The organism is Enterococcus sp. 125944, from assembly GCF_051909435.1.
In the GTDB taxonomy this organism is placed as follows: Bacteria; Bacillota; Bacilli; order Lactobacillales; family Enterococcaceae; genus Enterococcus_D; species Enterococcus_D gallinarum.
Map to the genome: position 1 here is coordinate 16410 of NZ_JBQASY010000013.1, position 20181 is coordinate 36590.

Annotated in this window: 19 protein-coding genes; 14 read left to right on the plus strand and 5 right to left on the minus strand. The window is 36.7% G+C overall.

The window, feature by feature from the left end; translation table 11 throughout:
* Positions 1-20: 20 nt before the first annotated feature.
* Positions 21-1418: a tRNA uridine-5-carboxymethylaminomethyl(34) synthesis GTPase MnmE gene (gene mnmE / locus ACTFWY_RS11660; protein ID WP_003129182.1), complete on the minus strand. Its 1398-nt coding sequence runs from the start codon at positions 1416-1418 to the stop codon at positions 21-23.
* A 223-nt stretch (positions 1419-1641) separates the two neighbouring features.
* On the opposite strand from mnmE, the gene ACTFWY_RS11665 reads away from it, so the two are divergent.
* The gene (locus ACTFWY_RS11665) at positions 1642-1971 is read left to right on the plus strand and encodes a heavy metal-binding domain-containing protein (protein ID WP_003129184.1); all 330 of its coding nucleotides are present in this window, start codon (positions 1642-1644) and stop codon (positions 1969-1971) included.
* A 228-nt stretch (positions 1972-2199) separates the two neighbouring features.
* Here ACTFWY_RS11665 and jag read toward each other — a convergent pair whose 3' ends face one another.
* The 4 genes from jag to rpmH all read right to left on the minus strand — a co-directional run bounded on the left by jag (position 2200) and on the right by rpmH (position 4415).
* Positions 2200-2964 (minus strand): RNA-binding cell elongation regulator Jag/EloR, encoded by a 765-nt coding sequence (gene jag / locus ACTFWY_RS11670; RefSeq protein ID WP_081131865.1) that lies wholly within the window; start codon positions 2962-2964, stop codon positions 2200-2202.
* Between the two features lie 16 nt (positions 2965-2980).
* A complete protein-coding gene (locus ACTFWY_RS11675) occupies positions 2981-3805 on the minus strand; it encodes a membrane protein insertase YidC (RefSeq protein ID WP_003129186.1) in 825 nt (274 codons plus the stop codon).
* Between the two features lie 18 nt (positions 3806-3823).
* Positions 3824-4159 (minus strand): ribonuclease P protein component, encoded by a 336-nt coding sequence (rnpA, locus tag ACTFWY_RS11680; protein ID WP_003129188.1) that lies wholly within the window; start codon positions 4157-4159, stop codon positions 3824-3826.
* A 121-nt stretch (positions 4160-4280) separates the two neighbouring features.
* Entirely contained in the window at positions 4281-4415 is a 135-nt protein-coding gene (gene rpmH / locus ACTFWY_RS11685; protein WP_002356012.1) for a 50S ribosomal protein L34, read from the minus strand.
* Between the two features lie 509 nt (positions 4416-4924).
* Between rpmH and dnaA the strand changes: the two genes are divergently transcribed.
* The 13 genes from dnaA (at position 4925) to ACTFWY_RS11750 (ending at position 20078) form a co-directional block, all read left to right on the plus strand.
* Positions 4925-6262 carry a chromosomal replication initiator protein DnaA gene (gene dnaA, locus ACTFWY_RS11690; RefSeq protein WP_003129244.1) on the plus strand — a complete coding sequence of 446 codons (1338 nt, stop codon included), beginning with the start codon at positions 4925-4927 and terminating at the stop codon, positions 6260-6262.
* Between the two features lie 159 nt (positions 6263-6421).
* A complete protein-coding gene (gene dnaN / locus ACTFWY_RS11695) occupies positions 6422-7552 on the plus strand; it encodes a DNA polymerase III subunit beta (RefSeq protein ID WP_003129245.1) in 1131 nt (376 codons plus the stop codon).
* A 224-nt stretch (positions 7553-7776) separates the two neighbouring features.
* Positions 7777-8016, plus strand: coding sequence for a S4 domain-containing protein YaaA (gene yaaA, locus ACTFWY_RS11700; protein WP_003129246.1), 240 nt, complete (start codon positions 7777-7779; stop codon positions 8014-8016).
* Positions 8003-9115: a DNA replication/repair protein RecF gene (gene recF / locus ACTFWY_RS11705; protein ID WP_439926921.1), complete on the plus strand. Its 1113-nt coding sequence runs from the start codon at positions 8003-8005 to the stop codon at positions 9113-9115. Before yaaA ends, recF begins: the two co-directional genes overlap by 14 nt.
* Positions 9116-9120: 5 nt before the next feature.
* Positions 9121-11070 carry a DNA topoisomerase (ATP-hydrolyzing) subunit B gene (gene gyrB, locus ACTFWY_RS11710; protein ID WP_003129249.1) on the plus strand — a complete coding sequence of 650 codons (1950 nt, stop codon included), beginning with the start codon at positions 9121-9123 and terminating at the stop codon, positions 11068-11070.
* Between the two features lie 23 nt (positions 11071-11093).
* Positions 11094-13571 (plus strand): DNA gyrase subunit A, encoded by a 2478-nt coding sequence (gene gyrA, locus ACTFWY_RS11715; protein ID WP_081131863.1) that lies wholly within the window; start codon positions 11094-11096, stop codon positions 13569-13571.
* Positions 13572-13794: 223 nt separating this feature from the next.
* On the plus strand, positions 13795-14094 hold the full coding sequence (rpsF, locus tag ACTFWY_RS11720; RefSeq protein ID WP_003129251.1) for a 30S ribosomal protein S6: 300 nt from the start codon (positions 13795-13797) through the stop codon (positions 14092-14094).
* Positions 14095-14136: 42 nt separating this feature from the next.
* On the plus strand, positions 14137-14655 hold the full coding sequence (ssb, locus tag ACTFWY_RS11725; protein WP_003129252.1) for a single-stranded DNA-binding protein: 519 nt from the start codon (positions 14137-14139) through the stop codon (positions 14653-14655).
* Positions 14656-14678: 23 nt separating this feature from the next.
* A complete protein-coding gene (gene rpsR, locus ACTFWY_RS11730; protein WP_003129253.1) occupies positions 14679-14915 on the plus strand; it encodes a 30S ribosomal protein S18 in 237 nt (78 codons plus the stop codon).
* 258 nt (positions 14916-15173) lie between these two features.
* Complete coding sequence (locus ACTFWY_RS11735) at positions 15174-16625, plus strand: DHH family phosphoesterase (RefSeq protein WP_003129254.1); 1452 nt, start codon at positions 15174-15176, stop codon at positions 16623-16625.
* Between the two features lie 13 nt (positions 16626-16638).
* A complete protein-coding gene (gene rplI / locus ACTFWY_RS11740) occupies positions 16639-17091 on the plus strand; it encodes a 50S ribosomal protein L9 (RefSeq protein WP_003129255.1) in 453 nt (150 codons plus the stop codon).
* Between the two features lie 121 nt (positions 17092-17212).
* Positions 17213-18583 (plus strand): replicative DNA helicase, encoded by a 1371-nt coding sequence (gene dnaB, locus ACTFWY_RS11745; protein WP_003129256.1) that lies wholly within the window; start codon positions 17213-17215, stop codon positions 18581-18583.
* Positions 18584-18785: 202 nt separating this feature from the next.
* Complete coding sequence (locus ACTFWY_RS11750) at positions 18786-20078, plus strand: adenylosuccinate synthase (protein WP_021148909.1); 1293 nt, start codon at positions 18786-18788, stop codon at positions 20076-20078.
* The last annotated feature ends 103 nt before the right edge of the window (positions 20079-20181 follow it).

Sequence of the window (20181 nt, forward strand, 5' to 3'; positions counted from 1 at the left end):
CGTATTCTCCTTTGGTAATTTTATTTTCCTAAACAAAATTGACTAAATAACTGCGTAATTAATTCATCTTGAACACTATCTCCAACAATTTCGCCTAAATAATCCCAGCAACGAGTCATGTCGATTTGCACAAGATCAACAGGCATCCCACTTTCAATTCCTTGAATCACTTCTGCTAATGAATGTTCTGCTTTTTCCAATAATGCAATATGACGAGTGTTTGAGAGATAAGAGGCATCTTTATCTCCTGTATTTCCACCAAAAAACAAGTCAGCTATTGCTTGTTCAAGTTGATCCAATCCTTCACTCGTTAATACCGAAATAGGAAGAGCAGGCTCATTCTCTAAATAGGGCACTAAATCTTCTTGATTGATTCTTGAAGGTAAATCTGTTTTATTTAGCAAAATGATTCGTTTATTTCCAGATGTAATATCCAATAATTGTTTATCTTCTGTTGTGAGTGACTCACTTTGATTTAGTACTAATAAAATCAAATCCGCTTCACTGAGTGCTTTGCGACTACGCTCAACACCAATTTTCTCAACGATATCTTCTGTTTCACGAATTCCTGCGGTATCAACTAACTTTAAAGGCACACCACGTACGTTTACATACTCTTCAATAACATCTCTAGTAGTACCTGCAATATCTGTTACAATTGCTTTCTCTTCCCGTAATAAGTGATTTAGCAGACTTGACTTGCCTACGTTTGGCCGACCAATAATTGCTGTACTGAGACCTTCTCGTAAAATTTTTCCTTGCTGTGCTGTCTGTAAAAGAGCTTGTATCTGTTTCTGGACTTGATTTGCCTTTTCTAATAATAAACGTGTTGTCAATTCTTCGACATCATCATATTCTGGATAATCGATATTTACTTCTACCTGTGCCAATGTCTCTAAGATCTCTTGCCGTAGTTGTCGGATCAATCTTGAGAGGTTACCATCTAATTGGTTGATAGCGAGATTCATTGCTTTATCAGTTTTTGCACGAATCAAATCCATCACTGCTTCAGCTTGAGATAAATCAACACGCCCATTAAGAAAAGCACGCTTTGTAAACTCTCCCGGTTCAGCCAACCGTGCTCCTTGACGCAAAACTAATTGCAAAATTTGATTAACGACAACAATCCCGCCGTGACAATTGATTTCTACTATATCTTCTCTAGTAAAAGTTTTTGGTTTTCTCATGATCGATACCATAACTTCATCCATCATTTGATACTTCTCAGGGTCAAAAATATGGCCATAATGTATCGTGTGGCTACTCACATCTATTAGTTTTTTCTTTCCTGATTGAAAGACAGCATCTGCTATGGAAATTGCTTGTTCACCACTTAATCGAACAATACTGATTGCTCCTTCACCAGGGGGCGTAGATATTGCTGCAATCGTATCAAATTCCTGCGTAATACTCACCATACTAAAGCTCCTCCTAATTTTTCGCATAAAAAAAGCGCCCACTCCACCCGTCAAACTCATAACGGATAGACTTAGCACTTTGACTGCTTGTCATATAAAATTCTGGGAATAGATTAGCATACTTTTTATTTTGTCGCAAGTCTACTTGGTAAACTTTTAATCTTTTGCATCAAACACTAAAAACATTTAAAATAAAGGAAACAATAAGAAATGAGGGATTTTTATGGATACGTCCAAAAAAATAGATACTTCTTCTCGCATCAAGGAAATCATTCTTTCTACCGGAAATGTCAATCGGCCATACATTGTTCGCGATATTGTCTTTGCCGCAGATAAAATTGAAGTAGATTTATTTGATCCTGAAATCGATTTGAATGCGCTTCTCTCTGATGTTGCTTTTCGTCTGAAAGAAAAAGCGCACAGTTATGGTGCTAATGCTGTAATCAACTGCCATTTTGAACATGATCGAATCGTAGAAAACGGGAAAACTTTTTTAGAAATTTTTGCTTATGGAACAGTTGTACAGTTTACACAATCTACAATCGGCGGCTAATTTCCCTCAACAGTAAACTGCTAAACCTCGATACTACCAATACAATTAATATAAAAAAAGAGTCCGTGGCAAACGGACTCTTTTTTTCACCAAAGTAAGAACTACTCATCGTATGTTTACTTTGATAAGAATGATTTCTAGTCAAGAATACTTGGTTTCAAATATCTTGTCAATTCCTTTTTCTCCACGATAAAAGGAATGACCTGAAATCAGGTCATTCCTTTAGACTTAAAAGTTTTTTTTCGCTGGTTCAACCACCAAGTACCGATAAGGCTCGTCACCTTCAGAGTGTGTTTGTATTTGGGCATCCTTACTTAATGCAGAATGGATTTGCTTTCTTTCAAAAGCTGGCATAGGTTCTAAAAAGACTGGTCTACCTGTGCGTTTAACTTTTTCTGCTGTTCTATTGGCCAGACGCTCTAAAATTGCCTGACGCTTTTCACGATAATCACCTACATTAACAACCACAGATAGCTTATTTGCTGCGATTCGATGAATATATACTTGTGCCAGATATTGTAAAGCATTTAGTGTTTTTCCATGTTTTCCAATCAGGAGTCCTTGCTTTTGTGTATCTAGATGAAAAACGATCAAGCCATCTTCTCGTGCTGTTTTTACAAGGGCTGGTGCATTCAATGCTTTAGAAATGTTAGTCAAATATAAAGCAAGATGAGTAAGTGCTTCATCATCAGAAAGATCCTTTGCGTTAGGTTTTTCTTCCGTATCTGCTTGCGATTTTGCAGTAAGCACTGATTCCTCAAGTTCAGGTTCTAAGATTTCTTCAATTATTTCAGTTACTGATTCTGTGATGATTTTTGATTCATCCGCAGCACTTCTTTCAATTGATACGCGGGCACTCTTTTTACCAATACCCAAAAAACCTTTTTTCCCCTCATCCAAAACATCGATCACTGCTTGATCCTTGTTTAAACCTAAAGCATGCAATCCTTCTTGGATAGCTTCATCTACTGTAAGACCTTCATAAATCGGCATTATCTGCAACCTCCTTTTATTTCTTACGTTTTTTCTTAGGACTCATTGCTTTCTTCAGCGCTCTTTCTCGTTCTCTTTCTTTTCGAGCAGCTTCTTCTCTTTCTTGACGAATCTTGAATGGATTATTCAAAATCAACGTTTGTACTACTTGGAATGCATTGGATACAACCCAGTATAAAGATAAACCACTAGCGATATTGATCCCCATCAATAAAATCATCAATGGCATTGCAAAATTCATTATCTTTAAACTAGCATTTGATTCTATTTGACTCATACTAGACAAATAAGTACTTGCAAATGTAAATAGTGCAGCTAATATAGGTAAAATAAAGTAAGGATCTCGGTCCCCTAATTGTAACCACAAAAATTTTCCTTCTTGTAAAGCTGGAACCCGCGAAATCGATTGCCATAATGCCATCAAAATTGGCATTTGGACAAGTAGCGGCAAACATCCGGCATAAGGATTCACATTATTTTCTGCATAAAGCCGTTGCGTTTCTGCACGTAATTTATTTTGTGTTTCACTATCTTTCGATGCATATTGTTGTTGCAGAGCTTTTAATTTTGGCTGCAATTCTTGAGTTTTTCGCATACTCTTTGTTTGAAAATGCATTAAAGGCATGAGAATAATCCGAATGATCAAAGTAAATAGAATGATCCCAATTCCAGCATTGCCAAAAGATAGCATCTTGATCGCTTCAGCAAAGTAATAAACGATATAACGATCCCATAATCCTGAACTTTGCGCATTCACTTCCCCAGTTGCGCTACAGGCAGACAAGACAACTACCAATGAGACGATCCCCAAAAATAGTAAGATACGTTTTCCTTTTTTCACTTAAATAATTCCTTTCCGTTAGTTAATGATTTTAGCAAGCTTTAACACATGCTCTAAATTCGAGTATACTTCTTGAGAAGAGCAATTCGAAACACTTGGACGAGCAATTACGATGAAATCGAGTGTAGGTTTGATTCTAGGTTGCATATCCGTGAGACTTGCTCTGATTTTTCGTTTGATCTCATTTCGTTTAACAGCATTTCCTACTTTTTTTCCTACAGATAATCCGACACGAAAATGTGGCTGATCTTTCTGCAGAACATAGACAACAAATTTACGGTTTGCAAAAGACTTTCCTTTCTGAAAAACCTTTTGAAAGTCTTGTTCTGTTTTTACGCGATATGCCTTTCTCATCTTGGTTCCTTCATTTCTTTCTACTTTGGTTACTCACCTGTCAATAATACCATATTTAGTAAAAGGGATTCACTATATTCCTTAAAAAACGGCATAAAAAAAACCACTGGCATTCAGTGGCTTATGCAGAAATAACCTTTCTGCCTTTACGACGACGACTTGCTAAAACACGACGTCCATTTTTTGTACTCATACGTTTACGGAATCCGTGAACTTTTTGACGTTTACGTTTATTTGGTTGATAAGTTCTTTTCATTTAGTGACACCTCCATCAAAATAATGATTATGCGCATAGACATACTTTGATAGTATAACGAGTCAGACAGTGTTTTGTCAATATAAAATTCACCCACTTTACTGTCTTGTTTTCCACATAAACGAAATGAACTGTGTGTTACTTGTGGATTTTGCATTTTTGTGGATAACTTATTTCCACAAGTTTTTCCTGCTTTTTCCACAAATAAACACCCTTCTAAAAAGTTATCCACATACACTTTTCTGGCTGTGCATAAATCAGGAAAATGCTTTTACATCAACGTATTTGATTAACAGTTGCTTGTGGATAAACAAGAGATTATTGTAACAATCCACAAACACTCCTCCTCTGTGGATAACCGTAAATTTGATAAGTTAATTTCTCCTGTTCTTTTTTCCATAAATGTGGAAAAGTATTTTTTTCTAACCTTTTTTATTATAATCTGTGGAAAACTTCTTCCATCCGTGCTAAATTAGTATTATCTATTCTTAGCTATAGGAGGACAATTTATGTCATCTGCTGATTCCATTTGGCGAGATCTTCAGAAATCTTTTAAAGAAGAACTTAATCCAGCAAGTTACAGTGCTTGGATCGAAACAGCCAACATATTATCTTTTGAAAAAAATCAGTTATTGATTGAAGTACCCAGTGATCTTCATAAATCTTATTGGGAAAAAAATCTAGCTGCAAAAATTGTTGAGATGGGCTTCATGAAGACCGGTGAAGAACTAATTCCTAGTTTTGTCACTGCTGAAGAAGCAGAAGCTCTGCAAAAATCGCCTTCTGTTGAACAAACAGTTACTGAAAAAGCAGAAAAAAAAGGAAAAACTATTCTAAACGAAAAATATACTTTTGATACATTTGTTATAGGTAAAGGAAATCAGATGGCTCATGCTGCAGCTTTAGTTGTAGCTGAAGATCCCGGTTCTATCTATAATCCGTTATTCTTCTATGGTGGTGTGGGTCTAGGAAAAACTCACTTGATGCATGCTATCGGACATCAAATGCTGTTAAAAAGACCAAATGCAAAAATCAAATATGTGAGCAGTGAGAACTTCACTAATGATTTTATTACTTCGATCCAAAAGAATAAAATGGAAGATTTTCGGAATGAATACCGAAATGTTGATCTCTTACTTGTTGATGATATTCAGTTTTTGGTCAATAAAGAAGGGACACAAGAAGAATTCTTTAATACATTTGAAGAGCTTTATCGAAATAACAAGCAGATCGTTTTGACAAGTGATCGCTTACCAAATGAAATACCCACGTTACCTGAACGATTGGTTTCACGTTTCGCATGGGGGTTATCTGTAGATATTACACCTCCAGATCTAGAAACTAGAACAGCGATTTTAAGAAAAAAAGCAGAAGCTGAACGCCTCGAAATCCCTGACGATACACTGAGTTATATCGCAGGACAAATTGATTCGAATATTCGGGAATTAGAAGGCGCATTAGTGCGTGTACAAGCATTTGCAACTATGCAAAATTCGGATATTACAACAAGCTTAGCTGCAGAAGCAATCAAAGCATTAAAGTCAAGTCATGGAAGCACTCAAGTTTCTATATTGCAAATCCAAGAGGAAGTTGCAAAATACTACCATATCCATATAAATGATCTCAAAGGAAAAAAACGTGTCAAAGGAATTGTCGTACCTCGGCAAATCGCCATGTTTCTTTCTCGTGAACTAACGGATAACTCTTTACCTAAAATTGGAGCTGAATTCGGAGGTAAAGATCATACTACAGTCATTCATGCTCATGAAAAAATCCAACATCTCTCAGAAACAGATCCTACCATTAAGAATGAAATTTCAGAAATCAAAAACATTCTCTTTAGTTGAGTTGTGGATAAAGCAAAAACATGTCAAAAAGTTATGCACAGGTTATACACAGGCGTTTTCGTTGACGTCTCAATGATATTTTCTAGTTATCCACAATACTAACAAGCCTATTACTACTATTACCTTATTTAATAACTATAAATAAAAGGAGTGCTCCTAATGAAAGTAACTTTAAATCGAACAGAGTTCATGCAAGAATTACAAACCGTTCAACGTGCCATTTCATCAAAAACAACCATACCGATCCTTACAGGTGTTAAATTAGTTCTAACTGATAAAGGTTTAACTCTGACAGGAAGTAATGCTGATATTTCAATTGAGACTTTTTTAAGCGTAGAGAAAGAAAAAGTTCAAATGAAAATTGAACAAACAGGAGCAATTGTTTTACAAGCACGATTTTTTAGTGAAATCATTCGTCGCTTACCGGATAATACTGTTACGCTGGAAGTGATAGAAAATAACCAAGTAGCAATAACTTCAGGGAAAGCTAACTTTACTGTAAATGGATTAGATGCTGATAGTTATCCACATTTACCAGTTGTCGAAAGTCAAGATCGCATCGAAGTTCCTGCTCACATTCTAAATAAAATTGTTAACGAAACAGTTTTTGCTGTTTCACAGCACGAAAGTCGTCCAATTCTAACCGGTGTTCATTTTGTTCTTGAAAATAAGAAATTATTAGCTGTAGCTACAGATTCCCATCGATTAAGTCAACGAGTAATTCCATTAGAAAGTGGGGAAGCGAATTTCAACATCGTTATTCCTGGGAAAAGTTTGACTGAATTGTCCCGTTCTTTAACAGATGAAGAAGAAGCTATTCAAATCAGTATCATGGATAATCAAGTATTGTTCCAAACCAATACAATGAAGTTCTATTCACGCCTATTAGAAGGGACTTACCCAGATACAAATCGATTGATACCATCAAGCTTTAACACAGAAATTGAATTTTCAGTTCCAGAATTGTTGTCAGCCATCGAACGCGCATCTTTACTTTCACATGAAGGAAGAAATAACATTGTTCGTTTGTCAATAAATGAAGATTCTGTTATTTTATATGGGAATTCTCCTGAGATTGGTAAAGTAGAAGAAGATCTATCCTACGAGCAAGTTTCAGGAGAACCATTGGAAATCTCTTTCAATCCTGATTACATGAAGGCGGCTCTAAGAGCTTTTGGAGATACAAGCATCACGATTCGCTTTATTTCTGCTATCAGACCATTCACTTTGGAACCAACTGAAAGTCAAGGAAGCTTTATTCAATTGATTACACCAGTCCGCACAAATTAGAATTTTTCATGTTTATTGTAAATGCATGAAACAAACGTCTGAAAATACAAAAATAGTTTAGAAGGGCTTAAAATCGATTTTAAGCCCTTCTTTTTGTTTTTGCTTATTTTTTATCTAAAACAATCAAAACTTCTCAGAATGAAAATTATACGGATAAATTTGTTTTATTCCTTAAAAAAGAGTATAATAATGGTATACGTTCTTCTATAGAATCGAGGGATAATATGAAAATGCAAATACCTTTAGAAACTGAATATATGACGTTAGGACAAATGTTGAAAGAAGTCAGCGTAATCAGCAGTGGAGGACAAGCAAAATGGTTCCTAGCTGAACATACGGTACTTGTAGACGGAGAGCCAGAGAATAGACGAGGCCGCAAATTATATGCGGGAATGAGGATTGAGATACCTGATGAGGGTACTTTTTTTATGGTAAAGAAGGAAGCCTCAGATGCGTCTGAATAATCTTCAGCTAAATAATTATCGCAACTATGAATCTTTGGAGTTATCTTTCGATAAAAATCTTGTCATTTTTTTAGGCGAGAATGCTCAAGGAAAAACCAACGTTTTAGAAAGTATTTATGTTTTAGCGATGACAAAAAGTCATCGAACTACAAGTGAACAAGAGTTGATTCGTTGGGATACAGCTGAGGCTCAAGTTAGCGGAGCTGTGTCTCGAGGGCATTCTACCATACCATTAGAATTATTTTTAACTAAAAAAGGTCGTAAAACGAAAGTCAATCATATTGAGCAAAAAAAACTTAGTAGTTACATAGGGCAATTGAATGTAATTCTTTTTGCCCCCGAAGATCTTTCACTTGTTAAAGGAAGTCCTCAAGTAAGAAGAAAATTTATCGATATGGAAATTGGACAGATTGATCCGATTTATTTGTATGATCTTGTGCAATATCAAAGTGTTTTGAAACAGCGAAATCAGTATTTGAAGCAATTATTTGAAAAAAAGCAAAATGATGAGCTCTATCTCACTGTGTTGACTGAACAATTGATTGAATTTGGCAGCAAGATCATTTTTGCACGACAACGTTTTGTAAAACGATTAGCATTTTGGGCCAATCAACTCCATCAAAAAATAAGTGATGAAAAAGAAGTTTTACAAATAGAATACTTGTCTAGTGTTGGTACTGTAAGTGCATCTCTAGAACAAGTTCAACAACAATTCAAAGATGCACTGGATCAAGTGAAAACACGTGAAAAAATGAGACAGATTTCTCTAGTGGGTCCACACCGAGATGATCTCAACTTTTTAATCAATGATAGGAATGTTCAAACATTCGGATCCCAAGGTCAACAGCGAACCACTGCATTAAGTGTAAAATTGGCAGAGATTGATTTGATGAAAGAAGAAACGGGAGAATATCCGGTTCTTTTGTTAGATGATGTCATGAGTGAATTAGACGATTCTCGTCAGTTACACTTACTAGAAACAATTGAAGGAAAAGTACAAACATTTATTACTACAACCACACTTGAACATGTAAAAGATAAAATGTCTGTTGAAGCAGAGATTTTTTACGTAGACAAAGGACACATAAAAGGAGAATAGACTGAATGACAGAAGAAGAAAAAAGTTTAGTTGAACGTGCCAAAGAATATGACGCCAGTCAGATTCAAGTCTTAGAAGGTTTAGAAGCGGTACGCAAGCGTCCAGGAATGTATATCGGATCGACCAGTTCAGAAGGGCTCCATCACCTTGTGTGGGAAATCGTAGATAATTCGATTGATGAAGCACTTGCTGGTTTTGCTACAGCGATTCAAGTAATTATCGAAGAAGACAATAGTATTACTGTTGTCGATGACGGTCGGGGAATTCCTGTAGATATTCAAGCAAAAACTGGCAGACCTGCTGTTGAAACCGTATTTACTATTCTTCATGCAGGGGGAAAATTTGGCGGTGGCGGATATAAAGTTTCAGGAGGCTTGCATGGGGTAGGCTCTTCAGTGGTAAACGCATTATCTACCACATTAGATGTTAAAGTATTCAAAGAAGGCAAAGTTTATTATCAAGAATACCATCGGGGAGCTGTTGTCGAAGATCTAAAAGTGATTGGTGAAACAGATCGTCATGGGACCACTGTTCACTTTGTACCGGATCCTGAAATATTTACAGAAACTACTGTTTTTAACTTTGATAAGTTGGCTACACGTGTTCGAGAATTAGCTTTTCTGAATCGCGGCTTAAAAATTTCAATTGAAGATAAACGAGAAGAACATCCTGTTCTGAAGGAATATCATTATGACGGCGGAATTAAAAGCTACGTTGAACACTTAAATGCAAGTAAGACAGTTATTTTTCCTGAACCAATCTATCTTGAAGGGGAACAACAGGGCATCACGGTTGAAGTTTCTCTACAATACACAGATAGCTATCATAACAATTTGCTAAGTTTTGCTAATAATATTCATACGTATGAAGGTGGTACACATGAGTCTGGATTCAAGACAGCTTTGACTCGGGTTATCAATGACTATGCACGTAAATCTAAGCTAATGAAAGAAAATGATGAGAATCTAACAGGTGAAGATGTTCGAGAAGGTCTTACAGCGGTTATTTCCATCAAACATCCAGATCCTCAGTTTGAAGGACAAACAAAAACAAAATTAGGGAACTCAGAAGTGCGGACTGTAACTGATCGTTTATTTTCAGAACATTTCACAAAATTTTTGATGGAGAATCCAGCAGTTGGGCGCCAAGTAGTTGAAAAAGGACTGTTAGCCTCTAAAGCACGTCAAGCAGCTAAGCGTGCGCGTGAGATGACTCGACGTAAAGGTGCTCTTGAAATTAGTAATCTGCCAGGTAAGCTAGCAGATTGTTCAAGTAATGATCCTGAGAAATGCGAATTATTTATTGTCGAAGGAGACTCAGCTGGAGGATCAGCTAAACAAGGACGAAGTCGTGAATTCCAAGCGATTCTGCCTATTCGAGGGAAAATTTTAAATGTCGAAAAAGCAAGCATGGATAAAATTTTGGCAAATGAAGAAATCCGTTCACTATTTACAGCGATGGGCACAGGATTTGGAGCAGACTTTGATGTTTCTAAGGCACGTTATCATAAATTAGTAATTATGACTGATGCCGACGTCGATGGCGCACATATCCGAACATTGCTATTAACTTTATTCTATCGCTATATGCGACCAATTGTTGAAGCTGGATATGTTTATATTGCTCAACCACCACTTTATGGGGTAAAACAAGGAAAAAATATCCATTATATCCAACCAGGCAAAAACGCAGAACAAGATTTGAAGAATACAATCGAGTCATTGCCTGCAACGCCTAAACCAAGTGTTCAACGATACAAAGGTTTAGGTGAGATGGATGACCATCAGCTTTGGGAAACAACAATGGATCCGGAAAACCGGATGATGCTCCGTGTAAGTGTAGACGATGCAATTGAAGCAGATCAAATTTTTGAAATGCTAATGGGCGATCGTGTAGAACCAAGGCGTGCCTTTATTGAAGAGAATGCACATTATGTTAAAAATCTTGATATCTAGCCAATCGTAAAGGAGGAAATAGCTTGAGTGAAGCAAAACAAAATATTCATGATGTCAATCTGACAAGTGAAATGCGTGAGTCCTTTATCGATTATGCGATGAGTGTTATTGTTGCAAGGGCCTTGCCAGATGTTCGAGATGGACTAAAACCAGTTCATCGTAGAATTTTATATGGAATGAATGAATTAGGGGTTACACCAGACAAACCTCATAAAAAATCAGCCCGTATCGTCGGTGATGTAATGGGTAAATATCACCCTCATGGTGATAGTGCGATTTACGAATCAATGGTGCGGATGGCGCAACCGTTTAGTTATCGTTATATGTTAGTGGATGGTCATGGTAACTTTGGTTCAGTCGATGGTGATGGTGCTGCCGCGATGCGGTATACTGAAGCCCGCATGAGCAAATTAGCAATGGAAATGCTAAGAGACATTAATAAAGATACCGTCGATTTTCAAAGTAATTACGACGATACTGAAAGAGAACCTGCAGTATTGCCTGCTCGTTTTCCTAATCTCTTAGTCAATGGTACAACAGGTATTGCGGTAGGTATGGCAACGAACATTCCACCACATAATTTGAATGAAGTAATTGCGGCTATTGAGCTGCTAATGGAAAATCCTGAAGTAACAACGAATGAATTGATGGAAGTTTTGCCCGGACCTGATTTTCCAACGGGCGGCCTAGTTATGGGTAAATCAGGTATTCGACGGGCCTATGAGACAGGTAAAGGGTCCATTACGGTACGAGGAAAAGTTGAAGTTACTGAGATGCCTAATGGTAAAGAAAGAATTCTAGTCACCGAATTGCCGTACATGGTCAATAAAGCAAAATTAATTGAGCGGATTTCAGAACTTCATCGAGACAAACGTATCGAAGGTATTACGGACTTGCGCGATGAATCTTCTCGAGAAGGTATGCGTATTGTGATCGATGTTCGTCGTGACGTTAGTGCTTCAGTTATTTTGAACAACCTTTATAAAATGACGGCTCTTCAATCATCTTTTGGCTTTAATATGCTGGCGATTGAAAAAGGCGTACCAAAAATTTTAAGTTTGAAACGAATTTTAGAAAATTATATCGAGCATCAACAAGAGGTAGTAACGCGTCGTACTCAATTTGACAAAAACAAAGCAGAAGCACGTGCTCACATCTTGGAAGGATTACGGATTGCTCTTGATCATATTGATGAAATCATTGCATTGATTAGAGCATCTAATTCAGATGATGAAGCAAAAAACACAATGATGGAACGTTTCAGTCTATCAGATCGACAAGCGCAAGCGATTCTAGATATGCGTTTGCGTCGTTTAACAGGATTAGAAAGAGACAAGATTGAAAATGAATATCAAAGTTTGTTGGAATTGATTGCTGACTTAAAAGATATTTTAGCTAATCCTCAGCGAGTTTTAGAAATTATCCAAACAGAATTGCAAGAATTAGGTCAACGCTTTGGTGATGAGCGCCGAACAGAATTACTTGTTGGAGAAGTATTGAGTCTTGAAGATGAAGATTTGATTGAAGAAGAAGAAATTGTCATTACGCTGACAAATAATGGGTATATCAAACGAGTAGCAAATTCTGAATTTCGAGCTCAACGTCGTGGAGGTCGTGGTGTTCAAGGCATGGGGATTCACGATGAAGACTTTGTTAAAACGTTGATTTCTTGTTCAACTCATGATACTTTACTTTTCTTTACTAACATGGGGAAAGTTTATAAAGCTAAAGGATACGAAATTCCTGAATACGGACGAGCTGCTAAAGGTATTCCTGTGATCAATCTTTTAGGTATTGATTCAAACGAACGCATCGAAGCGATTATCTCTGCTTCTGGAGGACCTCAAGAAGGACGTTATCTGTTCTTCACGACACGGCTAGGTATAGTAAAACGTACATCAGTTACTGCTTTCTCCAATATTCGGGCCAATGGATTGATTGCTATTGGGTTACGCGAAAATGATGAATTAGTTAATGTAGTAGAAACCAATGGGCAAGATGTGATGATTATTGGTACACACAATGGCTATTCAGTTACATTTAAAGAAGAGCTGGTTCGAGATATGGGACGAACTGCTGCAGGCGTTCGAGGCATCCGTTTAAGAGAAGATGACTATGTTGTCGGCGCTTCTGTGATCAAAGAAGATAGTGAAGTATTAGTTATCACAGAGAATGGCTACGGAAAACGTACAAAAGGTTCAGAATACCCAATAAAAGGGCGTGGTGGTAAAGGAATAAAAACTGCGAATATTACTGCGAAAAATGGACCGTTAGCTGGATTGACTACAGTTTCAGGCAAAGAAGATATCATGCTAATTACAGACAAAGGTGTCATTATCCGATTTAACGTTGAAACAGTATCTCAAACTGGACGTGCAACTTTAGGCGTTCGCTTAATGAAGATGGAAAACGGAGCGAAAGTAGTCACGATGGCCACTGTAGATCCGGAAGTTTCTGAAACAGAAGAAGAAATATCTTCTGAAAGTCAGAATGATGAATAGTAATGAAACTCCAACACGATGTTGTTGGAGTTTTTTTAATAAATGAAAATATTTTGTGCGTACTTATTGATGCAAGCAATTTTACTGTCAAAAGTCAAAAAATTAATCTTGTATTATGGATGAAAAAAATGTATAATTGGTATTTGTGAGTAGTCTAATCAGGCGACTCTCTCTGCTCCTAGAATATACTAGGGGCCTAAGACCACAGGGAGGTGAATAATCAATGGAAAATACGAAATATGAGATCTTATACATCATTCGTCCAAACATTGATGAAGAAGCAAAATCTGCATTGATCGCACGTTTTGACACGATCTTGACAGATAACGGAGCTGAAGTTATCGAGTCTAAAGATTGGCAAAAACGCCGTCTAGCGTATGAAATGGATGGATTCCGTGAGGGTATCTATCACATCGTTAAAGTTTCTTCTCCATCAAATGCAAGTGCAATCAATGAATTTGACCGTCTTGCTAAAATCAATGACGATATTATCCGTCACATGATTGTCAAAGAAGAAGAATAAAATTGTTTCACATGAAACAAAGCGATGAGGAGATGATGAACTTTGATTAATAATGTTGTATTAGTAGGAAGATTAACCAAAGATCCTGATTTACGATACACTGCTAACGGCACTGGCGTCGCGTCTTTTACATTGGCTGTAAATCGTAATTTTACAAACCAAAGTGGAGAACGTGAAGCTGATTTCATCAATTGTGTGATTTGGAGAAAACCTGCAGAAACACTGGCTAATTATGCTCGTAAGGGTACATTACTTGGTGTGACTGGAAGAATCCAAACACGTTCTTATGACAATCAACAAGGACAACGTGTATATGTAACTGAAGTTGTAGCAGACAATTTTCAATTGTTAGAATCTCGAAATGCTTCTGAACAACGACGCACTACCGAAAGCGGTGGAAATACTTCGTATAATACTAGTGGTTCTTCTGGATTCGGAAACAATAGCACAAATCAAAATCAATCCTCTCAACCATCAGGAATGCCTAACTTTGATCGAGATAATTCTGATCCATTCGGAAACTCGTCAATTGACATTTCAGACGATGATTTACCATTCTAATAAATTGATAGGAGGGAAATAGAATGGCACAACAAAGAAGAGGCGGACGTAAACGTCGCAAAGTAGACTATATTGCTGCAAATCATATCGAACACATCGATTATAAAGATACAGAATTGTTAAAACGTTTCATTTCTGAACGTGGAAAAATTTTGCCACGTCGTGTAACAGGTACAGGGGCTAAAAACCAACGTAAACTAACTGTTGCAATTAAACGCGCACGTATCATGGGATTACTTCCATTTGTAGGCGAAGAATAATTTTTACTATTCAAAAGTTGACAACTGTTTTTGACAGTTGTCAACTTTTTTTGTATATACTATTGCTAAAAAATTTAGTATATTCGTTATTTAATTCTATCTTTAAATAACGAAAAAATCTTTGCTGGTATTTGATTTGTGGTTTCCTAAATAAAGTTTCACGTGAAACTTTATTTAGGAAATCGCTTATTCGTATAAGATGTGGTAAAATATAAAAGTGTTTAATATTTCTATAGCAGTTTATTGAGGAGTTAAATTATGTCAGCAATCGGACTTATTTCAATTGATAACTATGATGATCTAATTGACAAAAAAGATGACAAACAAATATCCTACTTGAACTCTTTGATCACGACGCTGATTTCAGATTGGGCCAGTGAAAATCATATCTTTTATAAGCGGATTAATTCTGAACGCTTTCTTTTTGTTGCCAAGATTGAAGATATTGAGAAGATGAAAAAAGGGAATTTTGAATTTTTGACACGTGTTCGTAATATTGCTGAAAAGAATGACTTAGCCTTAACCATTAGTATGGGAATCTCTTACGGAGAAGAATCGCTAGAGACAATAGGCGAAGTAGCTCAAAATAATTTAGATATCGCCTTGGTACGTGGTGGGGATCAAGTGGTACTGAAGAAAGCTGATGAAGAAGCAAAACCACAGTTTTTTGGGGGGAATACAGATGGTACGCCTAAGAGAACTCGTGTTCGCTCTCGGGCTATGAGTACTACATTAAAAAAAATATTTGCTGATAATAAAAAGGTATTTATCATGGGACACAGGTACCCTGATATGGATGCTTTAGGTGCAGCCTTTGGAGTTGCTTATATGGCAATGATGAGTGAACGTGAATGTTACATCATTTTAAATCCTAAAGAAATTACTGCGGATATTGAACGGGTATTAGAAGAATTGAAGAAATATCCTGATTTAGAACGAATTGTTATTTCAGGTGAGGAAGCTGTAACTTTATCCAATGAGGAAAGTGTCTTAGTAATGGTTGATTATCATAAACCGTCTATGTCAATCTCACAAAAAGTTTATGATGTATTTGATAAAATTGCTGTAATTGATCATCACCGTCGCGGAGATGAGTTTCCAGATAAGCCGTTGTTGACTTATATTGAATCAACAGCATCTTCGGCATCAGAGTTAGTCGCTGAGTTGATACAATATCGTTCTACTCGCAAAACACAAATTCCCAAATTTATCACTACTTCTTTATTGGCGGGAATTTATGTCGATACAAAGAATTTCTCTGTTCGAACAACTGGTAGAACTTTTGATATAGCTGGATACCTCAAAAATCAAGGTGCGGATACTTCACTTGTTCAATATATGCTTAGTACGGATTTAGATTCCTATTTAATGATTAGTGAACTAGTTTCTAAAAGCAAACATTACAAAGAAGATATCGTTATCGCAGTAGCTGATGATAAACGAGTATATGACAGTGTGACAGTCGCTAAGGCAGCGGATACGCTTTTATCAATCAATGGGATTCATGCTGCTTTTGTGATCACAAGGCAGCCTAGTAAGTTGATCGGTATTAGTGCTCGAAGCACTGGCAAAATCAACGTGCAAGTTTTAATGGAAGCACTTGGTGGAGGAGGCCACTTCACAAATGCAGCTACTCAAATCAAGGATAAAAGCTTGGATGAAGTCAAAAAAATGTTAATTCAAGAACTTAACAAGTTAGAAAGAGAATGAGGAGTGACCACAGATGAAAGTTATTTTCTTGCAAGATGTTAAAGGAAAAGGAAAAAAAGGAGATATTAAGGATGTACCAAATGGGTATGCACAAAACTTCTTAATTAAAAACAACTTAGCTAAACCAGCTAATAATGAAAGCATGGCCGAATTAAAAGGAAAACAAAAAGCACAAGAAAAACATGAAGCGGAATTACTGGCGGAGGCTGAAGAACTAAAAACAGTCCTTGAAAAGGAAGAAACAGTTGTTAGAATTAAAGCGAAAGCAGGAGAAGATGGTCGATTGTTTGGTTCTATTCCATCAAAACAAATTGCTGATGCTTTGAACAAACAATATAGTATAAAATTGGACAAGCGGAAAATTGAGTTAGAACAACCCATTCGGGCATTAGGTTATACAAAGGTGCCCGTCAAATTACATTCTAAAGTAACTGCTACAATTACCGTCCAAACGGTACAAGAATAAAAAGTTTCCCAACAGTAAAATGTTGGGATTTTTTAAGCGGATATTTTTGTAATCGAGGTTCTCTTGTGCTTTGATTTGATATCCTGTAGAATAAATGAACACTAGATTAGGAGCGAAAGTCATGAATGAAGTATGGCAAAATCAAATTCCGCCTCAAGACATTGAAGCTGAGCAAGCGGTTTTAGGAGCAATCTTTTTAGACGCGGATTCAATTATTGATGCGATGGAAATTATTGAACCACAAGATTTTTATCGGCGCAGCCATCAGATTATCTTTCAAGCGATGATTCAACTCAATGATCGTAATGAATCCATCGACCTAATCACATTGAAAGCAGAAATAGAAAAAAGTAATAGTCTGGAAGATATCGGCGGGCTTACTTATTTAACAGAACTTAGCCAAGCTTCTCCTTCGGCCGCTAGTATTGCTTATTATGCAAAAATCGTGGACGACAAAGCGACTTTACGCAACTTGATTCAAACCGCTAGTCGTATCGTGACAAAGGGGTTTGAACAAGATGAAGATGTTCAATCGATTGTCGATCAAGCAGAGAAAAGCATTTTAGAGGTTTCAGAAAAAAGAAATAGCAACGGATTTCAGTCTATTGCTGATGTGTTAAATCGAACAATTGAAAATATTGATCAGTTAGCGCAAAATAACGAAGAAATTACCGGATTGCCTACTGGCTATGCAGCTTTAGATAAAATGACAGCTGGACTTCAAAAAGAAGAGCTAATTATTTTAGCAGCACGTCCTGCTGTTGGTAAAACAGCTTTTGCACTAAATATAGCACAAAATGTAGGAACAAAAACAGATCGTTCTGTCGCCATCTTCAGCTTAGAGATGGGTGCAGAATCATTAGTCAATCGAATGCTATGTGCGGAAGGATCTATTGAAGCCAGCCATTTACGGACCGGTCAACTGTCAGAAGAAGAGTGGCGCAATTTGATCGTGGCCATGGGAAGTTTATCGAATGCTAGTATTTATATTGATGATACACCTGGAATCAAAATTTCCGAGATTCGAGCACGTTGTCGTAAATTAGCACAGGAAAAAGGGAATTTGGGTTTGATATTGATTGATTATTTGCAATTGATTGAAGGTACAGGAAGAGAAAACCGTCAACAAGAGGTCTCTGAGATTTCTCGGCAATTGAAGAAATTAGCCAAAGAATTAAAAGTTCCAGTTATTGCGCTTTCTCAATTATCACGAGGGGTGGAACAACGCCAAGATAAACGTCCAGTTTTAAGTGATATTCGTGAATCTGGATCTATTGAGCAAGATGCAGACATTGTTGCATTTCTCTATCGAGACGATTACTATCAACGTGAAGGTGACGAAGAGGATGGCGGTGAAGAGCCGCAAAACAATAATGTCATTGAAGTGATTATTGAAAAGAACAGAAGTGGAGCACGGGGAACAGTTGAATTATTGTTTATCAAGGAATACAATAAGTTTTCCTCTCTATCTCCAAGAGTTGAGTTTGCATAGGATAGGTTGCGACTGGTACTATTGCCGGTCGCTTTTTTTATTCGTATTTAGCTTTGTATAAAAAAAATAAATAAAATATAGTTCGTTTTTTTCTGCTTTTTTTCATTTTAATCGATTCAATCATTCGATTTTAGATTGAATCCATGATCGAATACTGGTACAATACTTATGGAGTGCAATATATAAAGAAAGAGGTCATTAAATGTCATCTGTAGTAGTAGTAGGTACCCAATGGGGCGATGAAGGAAAAGGGAAGATTACCGACTTTTTGAGTGAAAATGCGGAAGTGATTGCACGTTATCAAGGTGGAGACAATGCAGGACATACTATTAAGTTTGATGGAGTGACATATAAATTACACTTGATTCCATCCGGTATTTTTTATAAAGATAAAATTAGCGTGATCGGAAATGGCGTAGTTGTGAATCCAAAATCTCTTGTTAAGGAACTTGCCTATCTAAAAGAGAATAATATAATAACAGATAATTTGAAAATTTCTGACCGTGCCCATGTTATTTTACCGTATCATATCAAATTAGATCAGTTACAAGAAGATGCTAAAGGTGACAATAAAATCGGAACAACGATCAAAGGGATTGGTCCAGCTTATATGGATAAAGCCGCTCGTGTAGGTATTCGAATTGCTGATCTTCTTGATAAAGAAATTTTTGAAGAAAGATTACGTATCAATCTTGAAGAAAAAAATCGTCAATTTGTTAAAATGTTTGATGATGAGCCGATTGCTTTTGAAGATATTTTTGAAGAGTATTATGAATATGGTCAACAAATCAAGAAATATGTAACGGATACTTCAGTTATTCTAAACGATGCGCTAGATCAAGGAAAACGCGTACTGTTTGAAGGTGCTCAAGGAGTTATGCTAGATATTGATCAAGGAACATATCCGTTCGTAACATCCTCAAATCCAGTAGCTGGTGGAGTAACCATTGGTAGTGGAGTGGGTCCTTCTAAAATCAATAAAGTAGTTGGTGTTTGTAAAGCATATACTTCAAGAGTTGGTGATGGCCCATTCCCAACAGAACTTTTTGATGAAACAGGCAATCAAATTCGTGAAGTTGGCCGTGAATATGGTACGACAACTGGTCGTCCACGTCGTGTTGGTTGGTTTGACTCTGTTGTCATGCGTCATTCAAAACGTGTTTCTGGTATCACGAATCTGTCTCTAAATTCAATTGATGTTTTGAGCGGCTTGGAAACTGTAAAAATTTGTACTGCTTATGAATTAGATGGAGAATTGATTTATCATTATCCTGCAAGTCTAAAAGAATTGAATCGTTGTAAACCAGTCTATGAAGAGTTACCAGGCTGGTCAGAAGATATTACTGGATGCAAAACATTAGCTGATCTTCCTGAAAATGCACGTAACTATGTACATCGTATCTCTGAATTAGTTGGGGTTCGTATCTCAACATTTTCAGTAGGGCCAGATCGTAATCAAACGAATATATTAGAGAGTGTTTGGGCACAAATCTAATCAGTGGGTAGAATTAATTAGTAGAATTGAATAGTAGAAAGAACAAGGCAGAGTATTTTAGAAGAAAATCGATGATTTTCCCGGCTTCAAGTATGATTTCTTC

Bases quoted from the DNA above. Each gene is read 5' to 3' on its own strand.
- ACTFWY_RS11665 (WP_003129184.1), top strand. From the start codon at position 1,642: ATGGATACGTCCAAAAAAATAGATACTTCTTCTCGCATCAAGGAAATC.
- mnmE (WP_003129182.1), bottom strand. From the start codon at position 1,418: ATGGTGAGTATTACGCAGGAATTTGATACGATTGCAGCAATATCTACG.
- ACTFWY_RS11735 (WP_003129254.1), top strand. From the start codon at position 15,174: ATGTCAGCAATCGGACTTATTTCAATTGATAACTATGATGATCTAATT.
- gyrB (WP_003129249.1), top strand. From the start codon at position 9,121: ATGACAGAAGAAGAAAAAAGTTTAGTTGAACGTGCCAAAGAATATGAC.
- yaaA (WP_003129246.1), top strand. From the start codon at position 7,777: ATGAAAATGCAAATACCTTTAGAAACTGAATATATGACGTTAGGACAA.
- ACTFWY_RS11750 (WP_021148909.1), top strand. From the start codon at position 18,786: ATGTCATCTGTAGTAGTAGTAGGTACCCAATGGGGCGATGAAGGAAAA.
- dnaA (WP_003129244.1), top strand. From the start codon at position 4,925: ATGTCATCTGCTGATTCCATTTGGCGAGATCTTCAGAAATCTTTTAAA.
- rnpA (WP_003129188.1), bottom strand. From the start codon at position 4,159: ATGAGAAAGGCATATCGCGTAAAAACAGAACAAGACTTTCAAAAGGTT.
- dnaN (WP_003129245.1), top strand. From the start codon at position 6,422: ATGAAAGTAACTTTAAATCGAACAGAGTTCATGCAAGAATTACAAACC.
- rpsR (WP_003129253.1), top strand. From the start codon at position 14,679: ATGGCACAACAAAGAAGAGGCGGACGTAAACGTCGCAAAGTAGACTAT.
- dnaB (WP_003129256.1), top strand. From the start codon at position 17,213: ATGAATGAAGTATGGCAAAATCAAATTCCGCCTCAAGACATTGAAGCT.
- rpsF (WP_003129251.1), top strand. From the start codon at position 13,795: ATGGAAAATACGAAATATGAGATCTTATACATCATTCGTCCAAACATT.
- rpmH (WP_002356012.1), bottom strand. From the start codon at position 4,415: ATGAAAAGAACTTATCAACCAAATAAACGTAAACGTCAAAAAGTTCAC.
- recF (WP_439926921.1), top strand. From the start codon at position 8,003: ATGCGTCTGAATAATCTTCAGCTAAATAATTATCGCAACTATGAATCT.
- jag (WP_081131865.1), bottom strand. From the start codon at position 2,964: ATGCCGATTTATGAAGGTCTTACAGTAGATGAAGCTATCCAAGAAGGA.
- rplI (WP_003129255.1), top strand. From the start codon at position 16,639: ATGAAAGTTATTTTCTTGCAAGATGTTAAAGGAAAAGGAAAAAAAGGA.